This is a genomic window from Antarctobacter aquimaris, from assembly GCF_900184945.1.
Taxonomy (GTDB): Bacteria; Pseudomonadota; Alphaproteobacteria; order Rhodobacterales; family Rhodobacteraceae; genus Maliponia; species Maliponia aquimaris.
The window spans coordinates 435,942-452,175 of record NZ_FXYF01000001.1 but is presented as its reverse complement, the minus strand read 5'-3'; the positions used below and the strand labels follow the sequence as shown (position 1 = coordinate 452,175).

General features: G+C 67.6%; 14 protein-coding genes and 1 pseudogene. 7 read left to right on the top strand and 8 right to left on the bottom strand.

Annotation, left to right across the window (positions count from 1 at the left end; genetic code table 11):
- Positions 1–15 precede the first annotated feature (15 nt).
- Positions 16–1,083 (bottom strand): aromatic ring-hydroxylating dioxygenase subunit alpha, encoded by a 1,068-nt coding sequence (locus tag MAA8898_RS02030; protein ID WP_094019284.1) that lies wholly within the window; start codon positions 1,081–1,083, stop codon positions 16–18.
- Between the two features lie 251 nt (positions 1,084–1,334).
- Here MAA8898_RS02030 and MAA8898_RS02025 point away from each other — a divergent pair, with 251 nt between their 5' ends.
- Positions 1,335–1,763, top strand: coding sequence for a MarR family transcriptional regulator (locus MAA8898_RS02025; protein ID WP_094019283.1), 429 nt, complete (start codon positions 1,335–1,337; stop codon positions 1,761–1,763).
- 9 nt (positions 1,764–1,772) lie between these two features.
- Here MAA8898_RS02025 and MAA8898_RS02020 read toward each other — a convergent pair whose 3' ends face one another.
- Genes MAA8898_RS02020 through MAA8898_RS01995 form a run of 6 tightly spaced genes read right to left on the bottom strand, consistent with a single transcriptional unit; the run spans position 1,773 to position 8,913 of the window.
- Positions 1,773–2,357 carry an amino acid synthesis family protein gene (locus MAA8898_RS02020; RefSeq protein ID WP_094019282.1) on the bottom strand — a complete coding sequence of 195 codons (585 nt, stop codon included), beginning with the start codon at positions 2,355–2,357 and terminating at the stop codon, positions 1,773–1,775.
- Positions 2,354–2,938 (bottom strand): amino acid synthesis family protein, encoded by a 585-nt coding sequence (locus tag MAA8898_RS02015; RefSeq protein WP_094019281.1) that lies wholly within the window; start codon positions 2,936–2,938, stop codon positions 2,354–2,356. The genes MAA8898_RS02020 and MAA8898_RS02015 overlap by 4 nt, the downstream gene beginning before the upstream one ends.
- Positions 2,931–3,818 (bottom strand): UPF0280 family protein, encoded by an 888-nt coding sequence (locus tag MAA8898_RS02010; RefSeq protein WP_094019280.1) that lies wholly within the window; start codon positions 3,816–3,818, stop codon positions 2,931–2,933. Before MAA8898_RS02010 ends, MAA8898_RS02015 begins: the two co-directional genes overlap by 8 nt.
- Entirely contained in the window at positions 3,818–5,317 is a 1,500-nt protein-coding gene (locus tag MAA8898_RS02005; protein ID WP_094019279.1) for a 6-hydroxynicotinate reductase, read from the bottom strand. Before MAA8898_RS02005 ends, MAA8898_RS02010 begins: the two co-directional genes overlap by 1 nt.
- Positions 5,310–8,060: a molybdopterin-dependent oxidoreductase gene (locus MAA8898_RS02000; protein WP_094019278.1), complete on the bottom strand. Its 2,751-nt coding sequence runs from the start codon at positions 8,058–8,060 to the stop codon at positions 5,310–5,312. The genes MAA8898_RS02005 and MAA8898_RS02000 overlap by 8 nt, the downstream gene beginning before the upstream one ends.
- A complete protein-coding gene (locus tag MAA8898_RS01995) occupies positions 8,053–8,913 on the bottom strand; it encodes an FAD binding domain-containing protein (RefSeq protein ID WP_094019277.1) in 861 nt (286 codons plus the stop codon). Before MAA8898_RS01995 ends, MAA8898_RS02000 begins: the two co-directional genes overlap by 8 nt.
- 399 nt (positions 8,914–9,312) lie before the next feature.
- Between MAA8898_RS01995 and MAA8898_RS01990 the strand changes: the two genes are divergently transcribed.
- Positions 9,313–10,512, top strand: a complete 1,200-nt coding sequence (locus MAA8898_RS01990) for an amidohydrolase family protein (protein ID WP_094019276.1) — start codon at positions 9,313–9,315, stop codon at positions 10,510–10,512.
- Positions 10,513–10,678: 166 nt separating this feature from the next.
- On the top strand, positions 10,679–11,389 hold the full coding sequence (locus MAA8898_RS01985) for a GntR family transcriptional regulator (RefSeq protein ID WP_176445042.1): 711 nt from the start codon (positions 10,679–10,681) through the stop codon (positions 11,387–11,389).
- A gap of 143 nt (positions 11,390–11,532) precedes the next feature.
- Here the strand turns inward: MAA8898_RS01985 and pqqA are convergent.
- Positions 11,533–11,619 (bottom strand): annotated as a pseudogene (pqqA, locus tag MAA8898_RS26640) (pyrroloquinoline quinone precursor peptide PqqA); the annotation flags it as partial.
- 235 nt (positions 11,620–11,854) lie between these two features.
- Here pqqA and MAA8898_RS01975 point away from each other — a divergent pair.
- From MAA8898_RS01975 to MAA8898_RS01960, 4 genes are all read left to right on the top strand, one after another.
- Positions 11,855–12,256: a c-type cytochrome gene (locus MAA8898_RS01975; RefSeq protein WP_094019273.1), complete on the top strand. Its 402-nt coding sequence runs from the start codon at positions 11,855–11,857 to the stop codon at positions 12,254–12,256.
- A 79-nt stretch (positions 12,257–12,335) separates the two neighbouring features.
- Positions 12,336–14,063: a PQQ-dependent dehydrogenase, methanol/ethanol family gene (locus tag MAA8898_RS01970; protein WP_094019272.1), complete on the top strand. Its 1,728-nt coding sequence runs from the start codon at positions 12,336–12,338 to the stop codon at positions 14,061–14,063.
- Positions 14,064–14,138: 75 nt separating this feature from the next.
- A complete protein-coding gene (locus MAA8898_RS01965) occupies positions 14,139–14,936 on the top strand; it encodes a type 2 periplasmic-binding domain-containing protein (protein ID WP_094019271.1) in 798 nt (265 codons plus the stop codon).
- Positions 14,933–16,228, top strand: coding sequence for an ABC transporter substrate-binding protein (locus MAA8898_RS01960; protein WP_094019270.1), 1,296 nt, complete (start codon positions 14,933–14,935; stop codon positions 16,226–16,228). Before MAA8898_RS01965 ends, MAA8898_RS01960 begins: the two co-directional genes overlap by 4 nt.
- Positions 16,229–16,234 lie beyond the last annotated feature (6 nt).

Genomic DNA, 16,234 nt, shown 5'->3' with positions numbered 1-16,234 from the left:
CTCCGTTGGGGGTCCTTAGTCGTGCTGGACGAAGGTTGATCTTACAGGTTCTCCAAGGTCTTCGGTTGCCTCGGCTTCGATCAGGTCGCGTATCCGTTTGCGGAACACGTTCGGGCCCTTGTCAATGGCTATCCGAATGGGCTTGCGCTTGTGCGGGCGCTGTTCCTCGATGTGGATCGCCTCGAGGATCTCCTTGTCCTCGGCAAAGGCGATGCGGAACATCGCGTCCATCTGCGCCGAGGCCGCATCGTCGCCCACGGCCGCGTTGCGGATGTGCATCCAGTGGTCGATGGTGTAGTCCTCGGTCACGGGGGTCACGAAATGCAGCGCAAAGATGCGCACGCCTTTCTGACGCTCGTCCTCGGGCAGGTTCAGGGCCGCGTCGGCGCTGCCGAAATCGATCACCGCCGTGCTGGGCAGGTAGAGATGGTAATAGTGCCAGCGGTCCACATTGCCGGTGAAGCCGCCGAATTTCTGAAAGAACCCCACCGGCGGCGCATTGCGGATCCAGCGCCAGGCGGTGATCGTCTTGCCCTTGGTGCTGACATGCACCGGCACGTTTTCCGAGGCCGAACTGCCCAGCGTCGTGGGATGCACAAAGCTGACATGCGCCGGATCCACGAGGTTTTCGGCCACGTTCAGGTAATTGGCCCGCAGATGCAGCGCGTCGCCATGGTGCAGGTGCCAGGCCGGGTCGCTGAATTCGGGCAGGTCGAATATGGTCGCGGGATCGGCGCGGTCAGGGTCGCCCATCCAGACCCAGACGATCCCGTGGCGTTCCTCGACCGGGAAGGCATCCACATAGGCGCTGGCGGGCAGGTTGTCCTGCCCCGGCACACGGACGCAGGCGCCGGTCCGGTCAAAGGTCATGCCGTGATAGCCGCACTGGATCGTGTCGCCGATCCGCTTGCCCTTTGACAGCGGCAGCTGACGATGCGGGCAGCGGTCCTCCAGCGCGACAAGCGTGCCGTCGCCGGCCCGAAACATCGCCAAGGTCTGGTCAACGATGGTCAGGGCACGGATCTCGGCACCGAAATCACGCGACCATCCGGCCACGTACCAGGCGTTTCTGACGAACGGCATCGTCTTTCCCTCCTGTTGCGTCGCCCGCTGCACGGGCGATCCATCCGGCTTGGTCCGACAGGGCGATGGATGAACCAGCGCCGCGCGGCTTGACCTTTGTGGCATTCCGCACCAAAAACTTGTTAGCTGTCAAACAATTTGTTGGCCCAATCAGGAAATGGACCACAGGCGCCCTTCGTGAAAGACTGAAGCCCGAAAGGTGGGCGCCAAGGCGATCGCCAAAAGGGTCCACCCCGCAGGAAAAACGCCGGATGGATACAGACAACCGCGACACCCTGGCCTACCGGCTGGAAGAGCAGATCGGCTTCAAGCTGCGTCTGGCAAACCAGAAACACCTCGAAGTCTTTCTGCGGATGATGCCCGACGTCACGCCCACGCAATTCGCCGTTCTGGCCAAGCTGCTGGACGAGGGCGCGATCTCGCAGAACCAGCTGGGCCGGCTGGTGGGCATGGACGCGGCCACCACCAAGGGCGTCGTCGACCGGCTGCGCGCCAAGGGCCATGTCCAGCGCACCAAAAGCACCTCGGACATGCGGCGGCTGGATATCTCCCTGACGCCCGAGGGGCGCGCATTTGCCGAGCAGGCGGTGCAGACCGCCGCCACGATATCGGCGGCCACGGCGCAGAATCTGACCCGCCGCGAGCTGGAGCGGCTGCTGGAACTGCTGGACAAGCTGTAGGGCCGCGCCTCAGCGCAGCCCGTCCTTGCCTTCCGCCTGGTCATGGGTCAACCCGCCCACCCGGGGCAGCGGGCGGCCGCTGTCGGTCACCGCCACGGCCACCATGATCTCGCCGGCGCGCGGGGCATCGTTCAGCCGCACCTCGACACCGTCGAAATGGCTGCGCACGTAGGCCGCGTCCTTGTGGCCCAGAGGCACGTCCAGAACCTGTCCGGGACCGCCCATCTTTTTCGACGAGGGCACCAGCGCCGCGCCCTTTTCCACCGCCGCGCGCAGCGGCGCGCCCAGCTTGGGATGCAGGATGGCGGCGGCATGTTCCAGTTCGCCCGCCTCACCCACCATGGCGGCCTTGCCATAGCTTTGCGCCTGTGCGGGGTCGATCCCCAGGGCCGCAACGCAGCGCTGCCCCAAAAGCCCGCCCAGTTCGGCGCCGATCTCGATCAGCTCGGACAGATCTTCGGCATAGCGCCCGGCAAAGGGGTTGGCGATGACGGCCACGGCCACTGCCTTGCGGGTGGCGGGGCTGATGGGCTTGCCCATCTCGGTATGGGTTTCCTCGATCCAGACGGCCAGTTTGCGAATGTCGGCACTCATCTCAGCCCGTCCTTTCCCGTGATCTTGTCGGCGGCCAGTCCGCCCGCGCGGCTGTGGACCCGCGCCCCGGTGGTCATCACCAGCATCAGCGCCATTTCATCGGCGCGCGGCGCGTCGTTCAGGCCCAGTTCCATCGAGTCGAAATGGCTGCGCACGTATGAGGCGTTGATATGGGTGATCGGCACGTCCAGGCGTGTCCCCGGTCCGCCCACCTTCTTGGTCGAGGGCACGATCGCCATGGCATCGCCCAGCACCTCGCGCATGGCATAGCCGCCCGGCGCATGCCACAGCGCGCCATGCTCCAGTTCTCCGGCGGCGCCCACGATGGCGCCCTTGCCATAGCCTTCGACCACCGCAGGATCCCCGCCCAGCAGGTCGACCAGCCGGTGCGCCATGGTCAGGCCAAGCGGCTTGAGGTCTTCCATGAAGGGCTGGATGTCTTCGACGTAAGACCCTGCAAACGGGTTGCGGATCACCGCGATCACCGCGGCGCGGCGCAGCGGCACGGCGGCGCGGGGGCCGCCTTCGTGGAAGATCTCTTCGACTACGCTGGCGAATTTGCGTATCTCGACCTCAGGCATGCTGCAGGCTCCTTTCCGTTCGGGCCGTGGCCCTGTCTTCGAATTGTCCCACCGTGACGCCCCGACCTTGCAGAACCAGCGCGGCGGCGGCAATGGCGCCTGCGTCGATCAACCTTTGCGCGCGGGCGGCACCGTCTGACAGGGCGCGGGCAATGTCGGCAGGCGACAACGCGGCGACATGGGTGACGACCAGACGCGCGCCGAGATCGCTGTCGGGAAAGATGTCCCGGGCGGGTGTGCGGCTGATCGCGGGGTGGCCGGGCAGGTCCACCGCGTTTGCGATCAGCGTGGCGGCCGCGTCGGCCGTGGCGGCGTTGCGCGCCAGCACCGTGACCGACGAGGCGATGCCAAGGCTCAGGCTGCGCCCGCCCTGCCCGCTGGTGGCCACGCCGCCGATGTCGTCATCGGCGCCAAGGGTGATGCGCCCCGCCAGTTGCCCGTCCAGCCCGGCGATTGCCGCGCGGTATTCGGCACCCGGCGCAAGGTACAGGGCAATGTCGCCGCCGTTGTTCACATGGGCGCGGGTCAGCGACCCCGCCGCCACCATCGCGGCCAGCACCTCGTCCGCGACCGATCCGGCCACCGCCGCCATCGGCGTGATGAAATCGCCCTGCGCGACCTCTATGCAAGCGCGGTGCATCCGGCGGGCGATCCGGCCCTGCGGTTGTGCGCCCAGGGGCTGGCGCAGCAGGGGCAGTTCGGCGACGATTTCCTCCAGCACCGTCTTGAAACGGTCGCGCGCCGCGCGATAGGCGGTCCGCCGCGCCTCCTCGGCCGCGACCGGGCCGGTGCCGTCCTGCTCGGCGCCGATCACCAGGTCGATGGGGCCGTGTTGCAGATGCAACCGGCCATCGCCCAGCAAGGCGGCAACAGGCCCCATCAGCGCCGATCCTTCCGGTCGGGCCGCCAGCGGTAGTTCTGCGGATCATGCGGATCGGGCTGGCTGATATTCGGCAGGACCTTGCGGATCGCGGGCGTCAGCACATCACCGACCGGTCGGACGTGGTCCACATGCCCGCCCAGCGCCGCGTAATCTGCCAGCCGCAGCGTGAACTCGATCGGCGCGACAAGCGCGGGTGTGGGCACATAGCCAAAGGAATTGGTGGGCATGTCCATCACGTCGGCCATCACCGTGATGCCGCCACCCGGCCAGACATAGGCCTCGGCCCCGCCGCAGGACACGTAGGTCAGCGCATCCTTGACCGAGCGGGTCAGGCGCACCGGGTTTTCCGTGACACCGGCCCGCAGGCTGCCGCCCGCGCCGCCCATGAACAGGACCGAACACAGCGAGGGTTCGCAGTTCTCCGCGATCCGTTCGGCAGTCGACAGAAGCGGCGGCGTGATCTCGGCCGGTCGCGGAACCAGCTGATCGTCAAGGACGTAATAGGCCCATTGTTCGCCCGTGGTCGAGATCATCAGCAGCCGCAGACCGGGCCAGGCGCGTTTGGGATCGGCGGGTTTGAGGATGGTCAGCGGATCCTCGACATCCGTGCCGCCCCAGCCGATGCCCGGCTCGGCCACCTGGAAATAGCGCCCCGGCGTGGACCGCCTGCCCCGGATGCGGATGCCCGAAGGCTCCATGCCCAGGCCCTTGCCGGCCTCGTGTTCGCTGAGCACCCCGGTGATGTGGTCATCGACCACGACCACGTCGTCGACATGGCCGTGCCACTGCTTGGCAAACATTCCGATGGTGGCCGACCCACAGCCGACGCGCATCAGCTTTTCCGGCACCCCGTTGATGATCGGCGCATGCCCGGCCTGCACGACGACGCTCACGCCGTCGTCGATCTGCATCTCGACAGGCGCGCGGTTGCACAGGCGCATCAGCGCATCGCAGGTGATGCGGCCTTCCTTCTTGGAGCCGCCGGTGAGGTGTTCGACCCCGCCCAGCGACAGCATCTTGGAGCCGTATTCGGCGGTCATGACATGGCCGATCGCCTCGCCCTCGACCCGGACGATGGCGCGCTCGGGGCCGATGTGGCGGTCGGTGTCGATCTTCACCTTGACGCCGCAGTAGCTGAAGATGCCCTCGGTGACGACAGTGACCATGTCGACGCCGTCGACCTGCTGGCTGACGATGAAGGGGGCGGGCTTGTAGTCGGGATAGGTGGTGCCCGCGCCGACGGCGGTGACAAACGTGCGGTTGCCCTGGATCACGTCGCCGTCCCAGTCCTGCGCGTTCTCGCCCTGGTCGAGAAAGGCCACCGCCTGCGCGCCGCCCTGGATCACCGTCAGCGGATCCAGTCGCACCAGGTCGCCGCCGTGATTGGCGTAGCGGTCGCAGGCGCCGGCCTTGCCGTCGGCGATGTAGCACATCACCGGACAGGCATCGCAGCGGATCTTTTCGGATACGGTTTTGGGGGCGTTGTCGTCAGGCATGTCCAGCCTCCTTGAGCGCGGCACGCACCCGCGCGGGCGTGGCGGGCAGGCGGCGGATCCGCGCGCCCGTGGCACGTTTGATGGCATTCAGGATCGCCGGGGCGGTGGGGATCAGGACATGCTCGCCCAGCCCCTTGGCCCCGTAAGGTCCGTGCGCATCCGGCACCTCGACGATCAGCGTCTCGATCGGTGGCACGTCGCCGATGGTGGGGATCAGGTAGTCATGCAGGTTCTCGGTGCGATGGGGAATGTATTCTTCCATCAGCGCCATCCCCATGCCCTGGGCGATCCCGCCATGCACCTGCCCTTCGACCAGCAGCGGGTTGATGGCCTGGCCCACGTCATGGGCGGCGACAAAGCGCAAGGGGCGCACGCGCCCCAGCGCCAGGTCGACCTCGACCACGACAAGGTGCGCGGCATAGCCGTACTGGGCATAGGGTTCGCCCTGGCCGTTGCTGTCCAGCGGCTTTGTCGGCGGGTCGTAGGTTTCGACGACCTCGAGCACGTAGCCCGCAGCATTGGGCGTCAGCCGCGCCAGGTCAAAGGCGAAGTCGCGCGCGCCATCGGTGACGGTGATCGCGCCAGGCCCAAGGGCGATGGTCGCGTCGGGGCCGGCGTTGACCAGCGACAGCACCTCGCGGCGCAGCGCCTCGCCGGCCAGCCGCGCGGCATTGCCGGTCACAAAGGTCTGGCGGCTGGCCGATGTCTTGCCCGCGTCCGGCGTCACGTCGGTGTCCGCCCCGACAAGGTCCACCTGGTGCACCGGCACCCCGAAGGCGCGGGCAAAGATCTGCGGGATCACCGTGTTGGAGCCCTGCCCGATGTCCATCGCGCCCTGGTGCAGCACCACGGCGCCATCGGCGCGCAGACCGGCGCGGATGGTGGAGGGGTTGGGCATCGAGGTGTTGCCGCAGCCATACCACCCCGCCGCCAGTCCGACACCGCGCCTGGACGCGCTGTTGGCGGCATTGAACGCCGCGCAGTCCGCCTGCGCCGCAGCCCATGCGGGGCGCAGCGCCTCGAGGCAGGGCTTGATGCCGACGCCCTGCGCAAAGACCTGCCCGCAGACCGTGGGCACGCCGTTGTCGAGCGCGTTCAGGATGCGGAATTCCAGCGGGTCCATGCCCAGCGTGTCGGCCAGGTCGTCGAACAGGCTTTCCTGCGCGACAGCCGATTGCGGCACGCCAAAGCCGCGAAAGGCCCCGGCGGGAACGCAGGTGGTGTTCACCGCCCGCGACGTGGCGCGGTAATCGGCGACCCTGTAGGGGCCGGAGGCATGGATCGGCACCCGGTTGGCAACGGTGGGCCCCCAGGACGCATAGGCCCCGGTGTTGAAATCCCCGTCAAAGGTCATGCCGCAGAGCCGCCCGTCAGGGTCGGCGCCGATCCGCATGGTGATGCTGGCCGGGTGGCGCTTTGTCGTGGATTGCATGGTTTCGACCCGCTCGTAGGTCATCCTGACCGCGCGGCCCGTCTTCATCGCGGCAATCGCCAGGAACGGTTGCAGCGACAGGTCGATCTTGGAGCCAAAGCCGCCGCCCACGGCGGTGGGCACGATGCGGATACGCTCGCGCGGCAGCGCCAGGATCTGCATGAGCGCGTCCTGGTCCATCACCGGGGCCTGCGTGCAGGCCTGAACGACAACGCGATCGCCCTCCATCGTGGCAAACCCTGCCTCGGGCTCGATATAGGCATGTTCGACAAAGCTGGTGTCAAACCGGCCCTCGACCGTCACCGCGGCGCGGCCCAGCGCGGCCTCGGCATCGCCGCAGGCCACATTGCCGCCGCACATGATGTTGTTGGCCCGGCCCGGATGCAGCTGCGGCGCCCCGTCGGCCAGCGCCGCCTCGACCTCCATCACCGCGTCACGGACCTGCCATGTCACGGGGAAATCGGCCGGATCGAAACGGGCCATCGCCTGAGCCTCGCCCACCACGGCGGCCACCGCATCGCCACGAAACAGCACGCGATCCACGGCAAAGACCGGCTGGTCGATGAACCCGGGGATCACGCCAAAGGCATTGAGCCCCGGCACATCGGCGGCGGTCAGCACCGCGACGATCCCGGGGTGGGCCGCGCGGAAGGCATCCAGATCGCCAAGGGTGAACCCGGCATGCGCATGAGGCGACCGGATCACCCGCAGCACCAGTGCATCCGCCGGCGCCACGTCATCGCCGAATGCCTCGGTGCCCGTCACCTTGGGCAGGCCGTCCAGGCGGCGGATGGCGGTGCCGACATCGCCCGACCCTTCGGCCGGCAGCGCACCGCCCGCGCCGGCATCGACCACGGCGTCGATGATCTTGCGATAGCCGGTGCAGCGGCACAGCACCCCGCCCAGCGCGTCCTGCACCTGCGCCGCATCGGGGGCCGCGACCATGCGCAGCAGCGCCACGGCGGACACCATCATGCCCGGCGTGCAGATCCCGCATTGCGCGGCCTGATGCGCCTGGAAACTGCTGACCAGCCGTTCGCCATGCGGATCGGTCCTGGCCAGCCCGGCCAGCGTTTCGACCGTCGCACCGGCCGCCTGCTGCACCGGCATCAGGCAGGCACAGACCGGCGCGCCATCGACCAGGACCGTGCAGGCGCCGCAATCGCCCGCGTTGCAGCCGACCTTGACGTCCCTGGCCCCCAGCCTTTCGCGCAGGGCGTGCGACAGGCGTTCGCCGGGATCGGCCGCCACTTCGACGGCCCGGCCATTCAGGTGAAAGGCGGTCAGGCCCAGCGCCGTGTGCCTATTCATGACCCTGGTTCCCTCGTGTCAAAGCCAGCTTCACCGCGCGGGCACAGAGCGTCGCCGCCGCCTCCATCCGGTAATCCGCGCTGCCGCGCACGTCTGCGATGGGCGCCAGTGGCGCCAGATGCGCGGGGGTGACAAAGCCGGACCCCGCCGCCAGCAGGTCGGCAACGCGGCGGCCTGCCAGTTCCGCCTCCAGCGCGGGCAGCCGCTGCGCCGTGGCCGAACAGGACCCGACCGCCACCGCAGCCTGCGCGACACGGCCCCGATCGACCGTGACAACGGCGGCGACCATCGCGATGGAAATCACGAGGTAGTGCCGCGCGCCCAGCTTGAGGAACGCGCCCTGCGCAGCGGCGGGCAGATCGGGGATGACCAGCGCGGTCAGCACCTCGCCGGGCTGGCGGGCGGTCTGGCGCGGGCCGATCAGGAAGTCCGCCAGCGGCATCCGCCGCGTTCCACCTGTCGAGGCCAGCTCCACCACCGCCCCCAGGGTCAACAGCGGCGGCACGCCATCGGCCGCGGGGGAGGCGTTGCACAGGTTGCCCGCGATGGTGCCGGCATTCTGGATCTGGATCGACCCCACCTCGCGCGCGGCCGCCTTGAGCCCGTCGAAGGCGGGCGGCAGGTTGGCGCGGATCACGTCGGTCCAGGTGGTCGCCCCGCCGATGCGCCAGCCGCCCGTGTCGCGCGCGATGCCGCGCAGCCCCGGGACGCGCGTGATATCGACCAGATCGCCCCTTGGCAGCCTGGACCCCTGCGCGGGAAACCAGTCCGTCCCGCCCGCGATCACGGCGGCAGCCGGTTCACCCAGCGCCTCCAGCGCCTCGGACAATGATGCGGCAACAAGATAACCCATCGCAGCGTCCCCGTTGTCGACCACCTCTGCGGGTGGCTTCAATTTTGTTTGCACACGAATAAGAAATCGCCACCTGCCCGGCTGTCAAATCAAATGTGCGGCTCACCCGACGAAAGCGGAAGGACGACGGCCAGGTGATGCGAAAGCGAAAGAAGCGGTCGGTGCAATGCCGCACATCGGTCACGGTCTTGGCGAACATGCCGCCCGGGTTGGCAAAGGGGCCGTCTGCGGAACCCGGGTAACGGGTATGTGGCCTCCTTCGGTCAGAATCTCTGATCGCAATTTTGTTAGTATGAAAACAAATATTCTGCCGACGACCTTGCACCGGCCGGCGCATGTTGTCCTCTTGATCGGTGCAAGGTTTCTGTTAGCGTTCTAACAAGTCAGAGGAGAGAGCCCATGGCAGACACAGCCCCCCAAACGCTTGATTCGACCCACAAGCTTGTCATCCGCAACATCGGCCTGATGCTGTCGGGCAAGATCGAGAACCCGATCCTTGACGCCGATTGCCTGATCGCCGTCGGCGGCAAGATCACCGCCTGGGGACGCGAGGCCGACATGGACACCGAAGGCACCGATACGCTGATCGACGCCAACGGCTGCACCCTGGCCCCCGGCCTGATCGACAGCCATGTGCATCCGGTCGTGGGCGACTACACCCCGCGCCAGCAGCAGTTGCACTGGATCGATTCCACCCTGCACGGCGGTGTGACCACGCTGATTTCGGCCGGCGAAGTGCATATGCCGGGGCGGCCAAAGGACATCGTCGGGCTGAAGGCGATGGCGATCGCCTCGCAGCGCTGGTACGAGAATTTCCGCCCCTCCGGCGTCAAGGTCCATGCCGGCGCGCCGGTCATCGAACACGGGATGGTCGAAGAGGATTTCGCCGACCTGGCCAAGGCCGGGGTGAAACTCCTGGGCGAAGTCGGCCTTGGCACCGTCAAGGACGGCAAGACCGCGCGGCAGATGGTCGACTGGGCGCGCAAGTACGGCATCCAGAGCACGATTCACACCGGCGGGCCGTCGATCCCCGGATCGGGCCTGATCGACGCCGACATGGTGATGGAGACCGGAACGGACGTGGTGGGCCATATCAACGGCGGGCACTCCGCCCTGCCCGACGACCAGATCATCTGCCTGTGCGAAGGCTGCAAGGCCGGGCTGGAGATCGTGCACAACGGCAATGAGCGTGCCGCCCTCCTGACGCTGAACACCACGCGCGAACTGGGCAAGCTGGACCAGGTGATCCTGGGCACCGATGGCCCCGCCGGATCGGGTGTGCAGCCGCTGGGCATCCTGCGGATGATCGCCATGCTGTCGAGCCTTGGCAACGTGCCCGCCGAGGTGGCGTTCTGCTTTGGCACCGGCAACACCGCGCGCCAGCGAGAGCTGGATACAGGCATGATCGAGACCGGCATGTGTGCCGATTTCGTCCTGATGGACCAGGCCCAGCACGCGCCGGGCAAGACGATCCTGGAATCGGTCCAGCTGGGCAACCTGCCCGGCGTGGGGATGACCATCATCGACGGGCGGGTGACCAGCCAGCGCAGCCGCAACACCCCGCCTGCGGGGCGGATTCCCGAGGTTGTCAGGCAATAGCCCTTGGGGCGACGGCGGAAAACGGACGCGCCGACGCGGCGCACGATGACGGCCACACATGCAATAATTGCGAATTGTGTTTCGCATCTTTGGTGACAATTTCGGCAAGAGTGGTTACCTGATCCTCTGAATGTCGAGTTCAGAGTGCCAAAGAAACGGAGTTTTCGTGCAGAGACTGTCAAGCGTCCCAAGCCGCACGGAACAGGTCTACCATTCCGTGCGCGAAAGCATCTGCGACTGCATCCTCGAACCGGGAACGCACCTGGTCCAGGAAGAGCTTGCTGCAACTCTGGGCGTTTCCCGCCAGCCCATTCAACAGGCGATGCTGCTGCTCAAGAATGACGGCCTGGTGGTCGAAAGCGGCGGGCGCGGTCTGTTTGTGGCGCCGATCGACCGGGCGGGGATGGAACATCACTACCAGATCCGACTGGTTTTGGACCAGTTGGCCACGCGGCTTGTGGCGGAACGCGCGCGGTCGGATCCCGGTTTCCAGTCGCGTCTGCGGCGGGAAGGGGATGCAATCCTTGCCGTCGGCAAGGGAGCGGAGAAGTCCGGCAGCGCGGCCGAGGCCGTGCGCCACGACGTGGCCTTTCATACCTTCATCTACGACATGTCCGGCAATCCGCTGATCCAACCCACCGCCGAGGCGCACTGGCTGTTCCTGAGGCGGGTCATGATCGGGGTTCTGCTGCACGCAAGGCGCGGCCCGCTGGTCTGGGCGCAGCACCAGCACATCCTCGATGCGCTGGTGGCCGGTGATGTCGAGGGCGCGGTGTCGCTTGCCACCGAGCATGTGACCGGCGCGCAGAACGCGCTGCTTCAGTCGATGGCTTCGGGCGCGGCCGATCATCTGTTCGGCACGAAGTCCGCTTTCTGACGCCGGCTTCTGGCCTTGGTCGTCGGTTCGGCGTCCCGCGCGATCAGCGACGGGGCGACCACCGGCAACCGCCGCACGCCCCGGAGCAGGCGCACATCGGCGTGCAGCGCCCAGCGGGAGTTCCAGTTCAAGGCGCGTCCAGACTGACGATCATCGTCCGCGCCGGGGCCGTACATGTTGATTTCCATGCCGCAGCGGATCTCGCGGGCGACGGGCTTGTTCCAGGCCATGCCCCCTTCTTGGATGGCAATATCGGAATACTGAATTCAGGATTCAACGTAAAAGGCGCGAACCATGATCGGCGCCTGGATGGCTTCAAACACGTGATTCGTCGCCGCCACTTTCTGTAAGATTCTGTTCTTACGATGCAAAGTGCCAGCAATTATGCTTGCTTGACAGGATGTGGTCACTCCGAGATATTGAATTCAGAATTCCGACTGCAGCGTTCGGAACTGGAGGACCATCATGCTGCCCAGCACGACCGCGCTGATTTCAGCGTCCGCTATCGCCTTGTCCGTCGCCCTGATGGGCCTGCCGCAAGGCGGCGCCGCTGCCGAGGATGCCCTGGTCGCCGTCGACACCGCGGTCCCCTCCGAAGTGCTCGCCCAGGGTGAGGCGCTCTACCTGAAGAATTGCCGCCTCTGCCACGGGACCAAGGGCAAGTCCGGCAAGCCGCTGGCCGGCAACGACATGCTGGAGGACGCCGAGTACGTGGCCAGCGTGATCCTTGTCGGACCCGGCTACATGGCCGCCTTCGAAGACCACCTCAGCGACGACGAGATCGCGCTGATCGTGACCTACGTCCGCAACGCCTGGGGCCATGCCTATGGCCCAGTCGACGCAAGCATCGTGGCGCCGCTGCGCTGAGACTGTCCGGGCTGAGGAGACCCGGATTTTTTGTGGATGCCCACCGGCCGCAAGCCAAGGGCAAACGAGGGAGACTGAAATGAAACGCACATCCTGGCTTCTGGCCACGTCCCTGGCGGCGCTGACCGCTGCGCTGCCGGTACAGGCGACCGAGATCGCCGACTACGCGCCGGTGACCGCCGAGCGGCTCCGGGCGCCCGAGGCCGGCAACTGGCTGCTGACCCGCCGCACCTATGACGGTCAGGCGCACAGCCCGCTGTCCCAGATCACCAGGGACAACGTGGCCGACCTCAAGGTCGCGTGGAGCCTGCCCACCGGCCCCTACGTGAAGCTGTCGGACTTCGCGGCGCTTCCGGCGCGCCCCGCGCACCAGTCCCCGGCGCTGGTGAACAACGGCGTGATGTTCATGACCACGCCCGATCAGCAGATCATCGCGCTCGACGCGGCGACCGGCGCAGAGCACTGGCGTTTCCGCCACGAGCTGCCGTCGGAGATCATCCCCGTTCACCCGACGAACCGTGGCGTGGCGCTCTGGGAAGACAAGCTCTTCATGGCGACGCTGGACGCCAAGGTCGTGGCCGTCGACGCCAAGACCGGCGCAAAGCTCTGGGAAGCCACGATGGAGGACTGGCAGAACGGCTATTACAGCACGCTGGCACCGCTTGTGGTCGACGGCGTGGTGATGGCCGGCGTCTCGGGCGGCGAATTCGGCATTCGCGGCTTCGTCCAGGGCTTTGACGCCAACACCGGCGACAGCCTGTGGAAGACCTTCACCATCCCCGCCCCGGGCGAGCCGGGGTCCGACACCTGGCCGGGCGACACCTGGAAGACCGGTGGTGGTCCGGTCTGGATCACCGGCAACTACGACGTCAAGAACGGGCTGGCCATGTGGGGCGTGGGCAACGCCGCGCCCTGGATCGGCGACATGCGCCCGGGCGACAACCTCTACACCACCTCGACCATCGGGCTGGACCCGAAGAGCGGCGAGATCAAGACCCACTTCCAGTATCACTGGAACGACAGCTGGGACTGGGACGAGGTCGTGCCGCCGACGCTGCTGACGCTGGACGGCAAGGATCTCGCCGTGCGTTTCGCGCGCAATGGCTGGATCTACAAGCTTGACCGCACCGGCGGCACCTTCGACTTCATCGAGGGCAAGCCCTACGTGTTCCAGAACGTCTTCACCGGTCTCGATGAGAACGGCCGCCCGTCCTACGACCCCGAGCATGTCGCCGGCACCGGCAAGCGCGCCGATTTCTGCCCCTCGGCCTGGGGCGGGCGCGACTGGCCGGCCGAAGCCTACAATCCCAACCTCGCCACCGTCTTCATCTCGGTGAACGAGAACCACTGCGGATCCGCCGAAGGCAGCCCGGTCGAATACGAGCCGGGCGTGCTGTACCTTGGCTCCGGCCTGGAAATGGCGCCGACCGAAGCGGCCAAGGACCATATCGGCGCGCTTCAGGCCTGGGACATCCGCACCCTGGAGAAGAAGTGGCAGGTCAACTTCAAGTCGCCCAACTGGGGCCCGGTCCTGTCCACCGAGGGCGGCCTGGTCTTTGTCGGCGGCACCGGAGACTCGATGTTCCGCGCCTTCGACGCCGAGACGGGCGAAGTGCTCTTCGAACACCAGGTCGATGGCGGGATCATCGCGCCGCCCACCAGCTTTGAGGTCGATGGCAAGCAGTACATCGCCGTGACCACCGGCTGGGGTGTCGATGGCGACCGTTTCCAGGGCTACATCGATGCCGGCATGGGCACTGAGACGAAGATCCCGCAGGGCGGCACCATCTGGGTGTTCGCGCTCTGATCCTCCCCGGCGGGCGCGGCTGACGCGCTCGCCCCCCAATCCTCCCTGTCCGACTGCGCCCCGAGGAGACCGGCCATGTTCCGCAAACTCGCCATCCCGATGCTGACGCTCGCGCTTGCCGCGCCGGCCGCGGCGTGGGAGTTTGCGGTCTGCGCCGATCCCTCGGGGCTTCCCTATTCGTCGCGCCTCGGGACCAGCTACGACAATCGCATCGCCACGATCATCGCCGAGGAGCTTGGTGCAGACCTGCGGTTTGTCTGGCTGCCGGACCATCGCAGCCGCACGGCGCGCGGCTTTCTGCACGAAGGTGCCTGCGATGCGATCATGGGCGTGATCGACGGCCAGAACGGCACCCTGACCAGCCACGCCTACTACCGCACGACCTATGTCTTCGTCAGCCGCGATGGCGCGGTGACGTCGCTGGAGGATCCGGCCCTGGCCGGGATGCGGATCGGTGTGCCCGGCGGCGCGCGCCGCACGACGCCGCCGTCGGTCGCGCTGGTGCGGCGCGGCCATATCGAAAGACTGGTGCATTTCGGCGCGTCCGCCACCGCCGGCGAGACCGAGGCGCGGATCGTCGATGCGCTTTTGTCCGACGAGATCGACCTGGCCATTCTCTGGGGGCCGATGGCCGGCGACCTGACGCACGAGGATCTCGTGGCCACGCCCGTCAGCCCCGAGATCGACATTCCCTTTCTGCCGATGTTCGCGGCCCTGACCATCGGCGTCCGGCCGCATGACGAGGCGCTGCGCGACGCGATCGACCACGCGCTGGCCGTACGCTGGGACGAGGTCCAGGCGGTGCTGGCGGACGCGCACGTGCCGCTGCTGCCCCTGCCGCGGCCGCTGTTGACCCAGGAGATCGGCCAATGACCCGCCTGACCCGTCGCGCCCTGCTGGGGGCCGCATTGGCCACCCCGGCGCTGCTGTCGCCGCTCGGCGCCACCACCGGCCATGACCTGCGGATCGGCGCGGTGCTGCCGCTGGGCGGCCCGTCCCGCCCCGAGGAGGCCGCCAACCTCGACGACATCGCCGAGATCGCCCGCCAGGGCGCGGTGTTCGGCGAAGAGGAAATGAGCCGCAACGGCGCGCTTTTCGGCCACCGGGTCACGCTGTTCACCGCCAACGCACCGGGCGGCGCGGCCGCCGAACGCGCCGCGCGTCGGCTGGTGGCGCTGAACGGGGTGCAGGTCCTGATCGGCGGCTTTGCCGAGGACGAGGCCCGCGCTCTGGCTCGGGTGGCCGAGGAGACCGGCACGCTGTTTCTCAACATCGCCGCCACCAGCGACAGCCTGCGGTCCGACTGTGGCGCGCAAAGCTTTCACGTCGAGGCCAGCGCCGCGATGTACCTCGACGCGCTGGCGGGCTGGTACGTGCGCGCAGGCCATCGCCGCTGGGTCGTGCTGCACGGTCCCGACACCGAAGGCGTGGCCCGGCTGGAACGTGCCCGCGAAAGCCTGGGCAAACGTCACTGGGGCGCAAGGATCGTCGCCGAGGTGGCGGTGTCACAGCGCGATTTCGCCGGGGCGCTGGACGCCGTTCGGGACGAAAAACCCGACGCGGTTCTGCTGCTGACCGACTGGGTCACGCAGCTCGATTTCCTCGCCCGCTATGCCGCCGAGGGACTGGATACCCCCGTCGCGGCCTTTCCCGAGGCGGCCACCCAGACCCGCAGTTTCTATGCCGCCGCCATGGCCGCCGCGCCCGTCGCCGGGGCCGGCCATCGCGCAACCTTGTGGGAGCCGGCGCTGGATGCCTACGGCGCCCGCGAGCTGAACGCCCGCGCCGCCGCGCGCTGGGGCAGGCCGATGGAGTCGACCGGCTGGGCCGCCTACCAGGCGATGAAGATCGCCTTTGACGCGGCGCAGTTCTCCGGCTCGGACAAGGGCACCGACATGGCGGCCTGGCTGGCGCGCAAGGACACGGTGCTCGACCTGCACAAGGGGATCGGCGTCAGTTTCCGCCCCTGGGATCACCAGCTGCGCCAGTCGCTGTTCCTTGTGTCGCTCAACCCCGGTGCGGGCACCGGGCGCGACCTGGCCTCGGTGCGCGACCGCGCGCGTCTCGTGGGGGAATCGCCCGCCATCTACATGCCCGGAACCGATCCGGTGGACCGGCTCGACCAGCTGGGCGACATCACGCCGCGCGGCCGGTGCGGTCGTTAGGGAGGA